Annotated in this window: 5 protein-coding genes and 1 pseudogene; 5 read left to right on the top strand and 1 reads right to left on the bottom strand. The window is 74.1% G+C overall.

Going from position 1 to position 6000, the window contains the following annotated elements:
- Positions 1-697 precede the first annotated feature (697 nt).
- The 5 genes and pseudogenes from FF36_RS20875 to FF36_RS20865 all read left to right on the top strand — a co-directional run bounded on the left by FF36_RS20875 (position 698) and on the right by FF36_RS20865 (position 5142).
- Complete coding sequence (locus FF36_RS20875) at positions 698-1474, top strand: ABC transporter ATP-binding protein (protein ID WP_063870326.1); 777 nt, start codon at positions 698-700, stop codon at positions 1472-1474.
- The gene (locus tag FF36_RS35535) at positions 1471-1626 is read left to right on the top strand and encodes a hypothetical protein (RefSeq protein WP_157871730.1); all 156 of its coding nucleotides are present in this window, start codon (positions 1471-1473) and stop codon (positions 1624-1626) included. The genes FF36_RS20875 and FF36_RS35535 overlap by 4 nt, the downstream gene beginning before the upstream one ends.
- Positions 1627-1641: 15 nt before the next feature.
- Positions 1642-2836: pseudogene (locus tag FF36_RS40450) on the top strand (FtsX-like permease family protein); the annotation flags it as partial.
- 110 nt (positions 2837-2946) lie between these two features.
- Complete coding sequence (locus tag FF36_RS40445) at positions 2947-4128, top strand: ABC transporter permease (protein ID WP_339325617.1); 1182 nt, start codon at positions 2947-2949, stop codon at positions 4126-4128.
- A 129-nt stretch (positions 4129-4257) separates the two neighbouring features.
- Complete coding sequence (locus FF36_RS20865; protein WP_044886817.1) at positions 4258-5142, top strand: YhjD/YihY/BrkB family envelope integrity protein; 885 nt, start codon at positions 4258-4260, stop codon at positions 5140-5142.
- A 282-nt stretch (positions 5143-5424) separates the two neighbouring features.
- Here FF36_RS20865 and FF36_RS20860 read toward each other — a convergent pair whose 3' ends face one another.
- A complete protein-coding gene (locus FF36_RS20860; RefSeq protein ID WP_152989835.1) occupies positions 5425-5646 on the bottom strand; it encodes a hypothetical protein in 222 nt (73 codons plus the stop codon).
- Between the last annotated feature and the right edge of the window lie 354 nt (positions 5647-6000).

Genomic DNA, 6000 nt, shown 5'->3' with positions numbered 1-6000 from the left:
GCCGCGGTCCGCGGAGGGCGGACCGCGGCGGGCTCGCACGACGGCCGCGCGGGCCGGACCAACGCCGGTCCCACCGCGTCGGACCTGCGGGCTGCCCGCCGCACCCCTCACGGCGGGCAGCCCGCCAGATCCCCGCGCCGGAGGCACCACCCCCACCGGAACGGCTCACCCACCAGACCCGCCTCCCCCGCAGGACCCGCCTCACCCACCAGACCCGCCTCCCCCGCAGGACCGGCCGCCCACCACCGGATCGGCCGCCCCTCAGACTGGCTGCCCGCCGACATCCCAGCGCCGGCGTCCGACCCCCCGGAACCCCCACCGGCGAGCGGGTCCGCCATGGCGCCCACCGGCGGGCAGCCACCCTTTCCCTCACCCCGACGACCCTCGCCCCCCGACAGCCCCCGCCCTGACCATCCCCGTCCGCCGACCACTCCCCCACCGGTGGCGGCCGCCGCATCACCCCCATCCGCCAGGGGCGCCGGCGGATGCGCGGCGCCGCCGCCGGACCACCATCCACCGGGGTCCGCCGTGCCCGACGGCGGGCCCCGGTGGATGCCACCGCATTCGTGGGGCGTTGCCCGGCGGCGCGCGCAATCCGGCCGCCGGCCGGTTCCCCCGACGCCGTGCCGGCCGCGCCGATACTGGCTCGAGCCCGGCGCGACCGGAGCCCGGGGATCGCGACGACAGGGGGCCGAGCGTGGCGTTGCCCGGCGGCCCGGCGGATCGGGAAACCGGGTCGGCCGACGAGACCGGGACGGCCGAGGCGGTGCGCATCGACCTGGTCGGCGTCGGAAAGCGGTACGACGGCGCGGCGACCGGCGTCACGGCGCTCGCGGACGTCACCCTGCGGGTCGGCGCCCGCGGCCTGCTGGTGATCCTCGGGCCGTCGGGCTGCGGCAAGACGACGCTGCTCAACCTGATCGGCACGTTGGACACCCCCACCACCGGGACGGTGCGGCTCGACGGCGTCGATGTCACCCGCGCGTCCCGGCGGACTCGGCGGGAGGTCCGCCGCCGGGCGGTCAGCTTCGTGTTCCAGTCGTTCAACCTGTTCCCGGCGCTCACCGCGCGGGAGAACGTCCGCTTCGGCGCGGACGTCGCCGGGCGGGACCGAGCCGGCGAGGTCACCGACGAGGTGCTGGCCGGGGTGGGACTCGCCGAGCGCGCTGCACACTTCCCCCACCAGCTCTCCGGCGGGGAGCAGCAGCGGGTGGCGATCGCCCGCGCCATCGCCACCGGCAACCCGATCCTGCTGGCCGACGAGCCGACCGGCGAGTTGGACGTCACCACCGGCGTGCGCATCCTGGAGCTGCTGCGCGACCAGTCCGCCCAGGGCCGGACCGTTCTCGTCGTCACCCACAACCGGGAGATCGCCCGGATTGCGGACCGGGTGATCGAACTGTCCGGCGGGCGCATCGTCCACGACGGCCCGCCGCCCGGCGGCCAGGTGCCGGTCGCGGAGCTGCGCTGGTGACCGGGTACGCGCTGGTGACCGGGTACGCGCTGGTGACCGGCGACGCGCTGGTGACCGGGTACGCGCTGGTGACCGGGTACGCGCTGGTGACCGGGTACGCGCTGGTGACCGGGTACGCGCTGGTGACCGGGTACGCGCTGGTGACCGGGTAGTCGGGCGGCGGACGGATGGCATCGACGGGGCTGTGGTGGCGCTGGTCGCTGCGCGAGCTGCGTCAGCGCCTGCTGCTCGTGGTCGCGATCGCCGTGATGATCGGCCTCGGCACGGGGCTCTACGCCGGTCTGACCAGCTCCTCGCACTGGCGGCGGCAGTCCTACGACGCCAGCTACGCCCGGCTGAACGTGCACGATCTGCGGGTCGCCGTCGGGGCCGGGGCCACGGTGGCGCAGGGGCGGCTCGCGGCGGTGGTCCGGTCGCTGCCGGCCGCGGCGGCCGTCACCGCCGACGCCGAACGGCTGGTGCTGCCGACCGAGATCGACGCCTCCCGCCCCGGGCACACCGTGCTCTCCCGCGGCGAACTGGTCGGCATCGACCTGACCGCCCGGCCGCCGGTCGACGGGGTGTCGGTGGCCCGGGGGCGCGCGCTCGTGCCCGCCGACTCCGGGCGCGACGTCGGCGTCCTGGACCGCACCTTCGCCAACGCGAACCACCTCCCGCCGACCGGCACCGTGCGGACCAGCGGCGGCGGCGAGGTGCACTACGTCGGGCAGGGCCAGTCGCCGGAGTACTTCATCCTGCCCGGCGAGCAGCCGGGCCTGGTCACCCAGTCCGGCTTCGGGGTGCTCTACACGTCGCTACCGACCGCGCAGCGGCTCACCGGGCAGCCCGGCGCCGTCAACGACCTGGTGCTCACTCTGCGGCCGGGCACGGACACCGGCGCGTTCGCCGCCGAGCTGTCCCGGGCCCTGGCCGCGGCGCTGCCGGGCACCAGCGTGACGGTGACCGACCGGGACGACATCCAGACCCGGCAGATCCTCTACGACGATGTGAACAGCGATCAGCGGCTGTGGGACGTCTTGGCCGTCCTCGTCCTGGTCGGGGCGGTGTTCGCCGCGTTCAACCTGGTCGGACGGGTCGTCGACGCGCAGCGCCGGGAGATCGGCATCGGGATGGCGCTCGGGGTGGCACCGCGCCGGCTCGCGCTGCGCCCGTTGCTGCTGGGCGCCCAGGTCGGGGTGCTCGGCGTGGTCGCCGGTGTCCTGGTGGGCCTCGTCGTGGGCGCCGCGATGGGCGCGCTGCTGCGCGGGGTGTGGCCGCTGCCGGTGTGGCACACGAACTTCCAGGTCGGCGTGTTCGCCCGGGCCGCGGCCGTGGGCCTGGTCCTGCCGGTGCTCGCCGCCCTGCCGCCGGTGTGGCGGGCGGNGCGGGNGGAGCCGGTGCGGGCGATCCGGGCGAGCGCCGTGGCCGGGGGGACGGGACCGCTGGTCCGGCTGCTGGGCCGGGCCCGGCTGCCGGGGGGCAGCCTCGCCCAGATGCCGCTGCGCAACCTGGCGCGTGCCCCGCGCCGGCTGCTGCTCACCGCCGTCGCGATCGCCGCGGTGATCACTGCCCTGGTGGTCTTCACCGGCGAGCTGGACACGTTCACCCGCACCACGGACCGGGCCGAAGCGGACCTGACGACCAGCGCCCCCGACCGGCTGCGGGTGATGCTGCCCCGGGTCGAACCGGTGAACTCCCCGACGGTGAACGCCGTGCGCCGCTCCCCCGCCGTCACCGAGACCGACCCCACGCTGGCGCTGCCCAGCCGCCTCTCCCCCACCGTCGGTGCCGGGACCGGCACCCGGACCGGCCCGAGGACCGGCGGCGACGCCTCGGCCGCACCGATCGACGTGCTCACCTACATCCTCGACATCGGGCACGGGCTGTGGTCGCCGTCGGTCGTCTCCGGGTCCCCCACCGGCGGGCTGCTGATCTCCGAGAAGGCCGCCCACGACCTGGGCGTCCACCCCGGCGACACGATCACGCTGCGCCATCCGCAGCGGGTCGGCACCGGCTACCGGACCGTGGACACACCGCAGCGGATCGCCGGCATCCACGCCTTCCCGGTTCGCTCGGTGGTGTTCCTCGACAACGCCGACGCCGGCGCGTTCCGGCTCGCCGGAACCACCAACGTGGTCGTCGTGCAGCCGGCGGCCGGGTACGGGCGGGACGCGGCCACCCGCACGCTGGCCGCCATCCCGGGAGTGGCGTCGGTGGTCTCGGCGACGGCGAGCATCGAGGAGATCCGGGCCCTGCTGCGCACCTTCGTCGGGATCCTGCGCATCGGCGAGGTGGTGGTGCTCCTGCTGGCCGTGCTCATCGCCTACAACGCGATGAGCATCGCCGTGGACGAGCGGCGCCGCGAGCACGCGACGATGCTCGCCTACGGGTTGTCCACCCGCACCGTGCTCGGCCTGACCGTCGCCGAGAGCGCGGTGATGGGCCTGGTCGGGACGCTGCTGGGGATCGCCGCCGGCTACTGGGCGCTGCGCTACACCGTGGAGGTGCTGCTCGCCGAGACGCTGCCCGACCTCGGCGTGCAGGCGATCCTGTCGGGCCGCACCCTGGTCGTCATCCTGCTGCTCGGCGTCGGCGCGGTGGCGGTCGCACCGCTGGCCGCGGCCCGCCGGGTCCGCCGGATGGACGTCCCCTCCACCCTTCGGGTCATCGAGTAACCACCGCGCAGCGCCGGTGCGGGCAGGATGAGGACCGCCGGCTGACTGCGGGGACGTGACGAGGCGGCGCTGGTTGACGAGGTTGCGCTGGCTCGTGAGGCTGCGCTGGCTGGTGAGGTGCGCTGGTTGATGAGGCTGCGCTGGTTGACGGTGCTGGGGCGGGACGTGGTCGGCGCGCTGCGCGGCCACGACCTGGCCCTGCTCGCGGCGGGCGTCACCTACTATGCGGCGATCTCGGTCGTTCCCGGGGTGCTGGTGGCCGTCAACCTGCTCGGCCTGCTGCTGGGGCGGCCGCGCACGGCGGAGCTCGGCCGTTCCCTGGCCGGCGCGCTGCCGGGTGGTCTCGGCGCCCCGGCGGTCGTGCTCGCCGCGTTCGACGCGGCGCTGACGATGTCGCCGCTGGTCGTCGTGGCCGCCGCGGTGCCCGCCTCGTTCTACGGCGAGGGGCTGCGGCGGGCCTTCGTCCGGCTCGCCGGAACGACCGAGGGTCTCGTCGGGTGGCGGGGTCGCCTCGGCGTCCTGCCGCTGCTCGCCGCCGCCCCGGTACTGCTGCTGCCGGTGCTGCTCGTGACGCCGACCCTGGCCCGGCTGTTCGCCGAGAGCGACGCCTCGGCGGGGCTGGGGGTGGTCGTCGCGTTCATGGCCGACTGGCTGGCGCTGACCGCGACGCTCGTGATCGTCTACCGGGTGGTGGGGCCGGGGCGGCCGGGCTGGGCGGCGACGTTATGGGCGGCGGCGGCGACCGGGTCGTTCGTCGCCGGCTTCGTGCAGGGGTTCGTGCTGTTCCTGTCGTTTCACCTGGACCTGGGCCTGCCGTTCGGCGGCTTCCGCGCCATCGGTGGGGCCGTCGCGGTCGGCTTCTGGCTGTTCCTGCTGCACCTGATCGTGCTCGTCGGCTACAGCCTCGCCCAACGCCTCGACGAACGCGGCGGCGTCCCGTGGACAGACCCGCGGCGCGGGCGGCTGCACCCCCGAGCCGCCGGCCACGGGCACGGGCACGGGCGTCCTGACTGAGTCTCCGCCGACGTCGGCCGCGGCGGCCGGCCGGCGGCGTTCGTGCTGACCGCGGGGCAGTCCGCCGGCAGTTCATCCCTGTGATGGAGAAGGGTAGGCATTCCTGGGCCGGTGGGTCGCTCCCAACCCAACTCCGACGATCATGATGTTCCCGAGGGACCGCGCCACGCCGTCCGGGCACGCCCTACCTTCAACGACCACAGCCGGTCCCCACCCGCCACGCCCTGACGATCCGGATCAAGGAGCACAACCGAGCCCCATGATCCGGATCAGCTACGCACCCTAATGCCCGTGGTCCACGCCGTTACCGTGGTCGACCCCGTTTCCGTTGTCGATACCGTTGCCGCCGCCGGCGAAGATATTCACGGCTCCGTGGTTCGCGTGCGACTGACCGATGGGTGCGGAGATCCCCCCTGGGGCGATGCCGCCGATCCCGAAAGCGAGAACGAGCAGACCGGCGGCCGCCACGGCCAACTGGATCCTTCGCAAAGCCATGATATGCATCCTCACACATTTCCGTCGATGGATAATCACAGACGGCAGAACGCCCAGATCAGATGGACAAGCAGTCGGCAACCCGGAAAGCAACCAGAAATGCTTGCCGTCGCGATTCGGTGACGACACGAAGACTAGCGCCGCCGCTTCCCGCCGGGTGCTACCAGAAAGTGCCGAAACGAAGACATAAATCCCCGCCTGGAAGGACCGTCTGCCGGCGGTCGAGGGCGCCGTCCAACACATTTCAACACCCCTGACCAGCCGAAATCAGGTGGGCATCTCCGCAGCGCGTTCTCGTTCACCATCGCGACGGAGATATCAATCACACCGCGGACGGGCAAGCTGGCGGCACGACCCAGTGAT

Source organism: Frankia torreyi, assembly GCF_000948395.1.
GTDB lineage: Bacteria > Actinomycetota > Actinomycetes > Frankiales > Frankiaceae > Frankia > Frankia torreyi.
The sequence above is the reverse complement of the archived record's forward strand: the minus strand, read 5'-3'. Positions and strand labels throughout refer to the sequence as shown.

What these genes read in the sequence shown, in the direction of transcription:
- FF36_RS40445 (WP_339325617.1), top strand. Translation starts at nt 2,947, where the DNA reads ATGCCGCTGCGCAACCTGGCGCGTGCCCCGCGCCGGCTGCTGCTCACC.
- FF36_RS20860 (WP_152989835.1), bottom strand. Translation starts at nt 5,646, where the DNA reads ATGCATATCATGGCTTTGCGAAGGATCCAGTTGGCCGTGGCGGCCGCC.
- FF36_RS20865 (WP_044886817.1), top strand. Translation starts at nt 4,258, where the DNA reads ATGAGGCTGCGCTGGTTGACGGTGCTGGGGCGGGACGTGGTCGGCGCG.